This window comes from Calothrix sp. CBUCES-K 9914 (genome assembly GCF_059640475.1).
In genome coordinates this window covers 1-3,365 of record NZ_JBXXZH010000466.1, presented here as the reverse complement: position 1 = coordinate 3,365, position 3,365 = coordinate 1, and the positions used below count along the sequence as shown (strand labels likewise).

Genomic DNA, 3,365 nt, shown 5'->3' with positions numbered 1-3,365 from the left:
AAGCACAGCAAGGATTTAAACCTAATTTTTTAGCAGATTTAGCACGCTAAGTACGGAAGAGCCAGAAACGGACTGCAAGTACAAAGCACAGTTTATAGCTAGTTTTAGATAATTAATAATTTGGTTGATAGTTATTTCTATGTCTAATTCTGACTTTTGATAAAATTCATCATTTAATAATATTTCTTTTATTAATTCTATGTTTTCATAAATACTGGTTTCTGTGTCAACAGCTTCTAGAGTCAAACTAATTATTTCTTCATAGTCATCAATACAATTATTGTTATATTTACCCTGTTTATTTTTTACACTGGTGCAGGTAACTCTCAAACATTTAGTATCTGGGCATTGACTAATATAGGCGCCGTCTCTACAGTCCCGAAATAAAATATTCATAGCCTCAGTTATATAACTCTCTCGACTTGCCGCATACCGTACCGGGTGGTATTTATATAACGGGTGACTATTATTTTTCTTTAACTTACTCATATAGATGCTTCTGGGTAGATAAGAACGCGCGGGGGTATTATTTTCTATAAGCCAGCAATTTTAACACCCGTCTTCTTGTAAACCACCGCGACGACTAGCCATTTCTTTTTCAAGTTCGTCTCTTGTTAATAAATGTTCACCCGATGCGACAATTTCCGCGCGTATTTGGCGTAAGCGTTGTCCTAGCTGAGATTTGTTAGCAGGGGTTACAGGTTGTGGTTTTACTGTTTTGACCTGGAGAAATTCGGCACCTGCCACAGTACAATATCACCGTATTCTTTAGCACATCAGGTTGCAAACTCTAAGGCACCGTCTCTATAATCTGGCAAAACACCAAATAATAGTATATATAATTTATTCTCCTAATACTTTACGCTTGCAAGGCTCGAAACCTCGCGTACATACTGTTAGAGTTTTGTAAAAGTTGATGATGATTACCAATTTCGACGATTTTACCTTTCTCTAATACTACTATTCGGTCTGCTTTACGAATAGTGGAAAGTCGGTGAGCTACTACAAAGGTTGTACGGTTTTTCATTAAGCGTTCGAGTGCTTGTTGAATTAATGCTTCGGTTGCGGTGTCTACTGATGCTGTTGCTTCGTCTAATATTAATACTTTAGGATTACGAATTAACGCGCGCGCTATGGCTAGTCTTTGACGTTGACCTCCTGAAAGTTTAACGCCATTTTCGCCAACAAGGGTATCTAGCTGTTGCGGTAAATTAATAATAAATTCTAAAGCATTGGCATCAATAAGGGTTTGTTGTAATTGCTGGTCGCTGACTTCTTCTAACCCATAAAGGATATTCTCGCGTACTGTGCCTTCAAAAAGTATCGTTTCTTGGGGGACTATTGAGATGAACTGACGATAAGTTCGTAAGTCTAAGTCGCTCATGTCCTGCCCATCTAAATAAATTTTTCCTGCGGTTGGTCGTAAAAAACCAATTATTAAATTTAGTAAAGTAGACTTTCCGGCGCCGCTCGAACCGATAATAGCAATTGTCTCGTTAGTATTTACCTGAAGTGTAAAATTATCAATTGCTTTATAGTCACTATGGAGATAAGCAAAGCTAACTGCATCGAATAAAAATTCTCCCTGTACTTCCTTAACTATACGCTTGCCTTGATTAAGTTCTATATCTGGAGATTCTAATATTTCACCTATTGACCGAATTGACTCAAACCCTGTACCCATTTGCGGTAGTACTGTGAGTATTTGCACTACAGAACCAGTAAGCGTATCAAAGTACCCTGCAAGTAATACTACATCACCTGCGGTAATTCCCCCAAAACTTGTATAAGCAAAATAACCTGATGTGATAAGACATATAGCATGAAATAACCGCAGTATTACCCAACTTGAGGCGCCCGTAACTGCATTAATTGCATCTAACCGCATTGCAGCTTTTTTGACAGAGATTAAATGTGAGCTTACACGCTCCATCTCAGTTGCCTCTACTCCATGCGCGCGCGTCACAGGCAGCAGCTTTATCATCTCAATCAGATGCGCGGACATGACTTCGATTTTTTGCCGAAAATTATGGTTACGTTCAGTTATCGGCGCCTTCAATACCTGTACTAAAATTACTGCAATTGGAATTGTAATCACAAAGAATAACAAAAACCACGGCGCCCGCATCGCAGTAACTGCCACAGAAACTACAATCGTTAATAATGCAGCAGGTACAAGCTGAAAAATATAGTTAGTAAGTAATTGAATTTCTTCTACATCTCGCAAAAGCTTAGATTGCAATACACCAGTACTGCGTTGCTTATAAAATCCAATACTGAGTTGCTGTAATTGCTGTGTCAAACTATACCGTAAATTAACTTCCATTTGGCGAGTTGCGGCGCTCATTGCCATAATATGCCAGTAATGAGTAGGTATATTTTGGACAATAGCTACGGCTAAAACGGCGCCGTTAAGCCAAAGCTGTTTTAACTCATGTTGTTGAGGTCGAGAGATAATATCAACAATATTGGCAAAAACAACAGGACGTATCCATTCTGGACTGTGTTTAATTACATAAAATAGCAGTGATAGTAAAAGCTTGTGCCAATCATGACGATATAGTAGAAGCAGCGTTTTGAATGGCGCATTACTGCGGTAAAAATTTAGGTTTAACCGAGTCATGGAGTACTAATAACATTATTTACCCATAGGATAGCGGTTAATGCATAAATTACGTTTAGCCACAATGGACGATATAAATGCTTTACAAGAACTTATTCCTTGTTCAGTTCGCCATCTACAGAAAAATCATTATTCCCATGAGCAAATTGAAGGCGCCTTGGGTTATGTTTTTGGTGTCGATAGCCAGCTTATCAAAGATGGTACTTATTTTGTAGTAGAAAACAATACTGGTATAATTGGATGCGGTGGATGGAGTTATCGCAAATTGCTATATGGTAGCGACCAACTCCATACTATAGATGAATCTTGCTTACTTGACCCAAAATATGATGCAGCGCGCGTTCGTGCATTTTTTGTACACCCAAACCATGTTCGTAAAGGTATTGGTACTGCTATTCTAAGAGCCTGTGAAGAAGCTATTATCGTCAATGGTTATACTTGTGCTGAGTTGGTCGCTACCTTGACAGGCGAGCATTTTTATGAATCATATGGGTATGTTGGTGTAAAGCAATATAATATTGAATTAAAGAATGGGCTAGTTTTGCCTGTTGTGCGAATGTTAAAAAGCTTTACCATATGAGCAATTCAAACGTATAGGCACCGAAATGTTCAAATAAACACAAAAACCTCTGTGAGATAGCTTCTTGTGGAATAGCTTCTTGTGGGATGGGCATCCTTGCCGAATGGCACTAAGAAAACCCTAAAAGGGGCTGACACGGTGACGCGGTGAGGTAAAACAGGG

4 protein-coding genes are annotated in these 3,365 nt (G+C 38.7%); 1 reads left to right on the top strand and 3 read right to left on the bottom strand.

Translation table 11 applies throughout. The annotated features are described in order from the left end of the window. Positions 1-21 precede the first annotated feature (21 nt). The 3 genes from AC2JBO_RS43955 to AC2JBO_RS43945 all read right to left on the bottom strand — a co-directional run bounded on the left by AC2JBO_RS43955 (position 22) and on the right by AC2JBO_RS43945 (position 2,623). A complete protein-coding gene (locus tag AC2JBO_RS43955; RefSeq protein WP_496959915.1) occupies positions 22-489 on the bottom strand; it encodes a hypothetical protein in 468 nt (155 codons plus the stop codon). Positions 490-549: 60 nt separating this feature from the next. After that, positions 550-747 carry a hypothetical protein gene (locus AC2JBO_RS43950; RefSeq protein WP_496959914.1) on the bottom strand — a complete coding sequence of 66 codons (198 nt, stop codon included), beginning with the start codon at positions 745-747 and terminating at the stop codon, positions 550-552. Positions 748-859: 112 nt separating this feature from the next. After that, positions 860-2,623: an ABC transporter ATP-binding protein gene (locus AC2JBO_RS43945; RefSeq protein ID WP_496959913.1), complete on the bottom strand. Its 1,764-nt coding sequence runs from the start codon at positions 2,621-2,623 to the stop codon at positions 860-862. Positions 2,624-2,663: 40 nt separating this feature from the next. Here AC2JBO_RS43945 and AC2JBO_RS43940 point away from each other — a divergent pair, with 40 nt between their 5' ends. Beyond that, positions 2,664-3,203, top strand: coding sequence for a GNAT family N-acetyltransferase (locus AC2JBO_RS43940; protein WP_496959912.1), 540 nt, complete (start codon positions 2,664-2,666; stop codon positions 3,201-3,203). Positions 3,204-3,365: the final 162 nt, after the last annotated feature.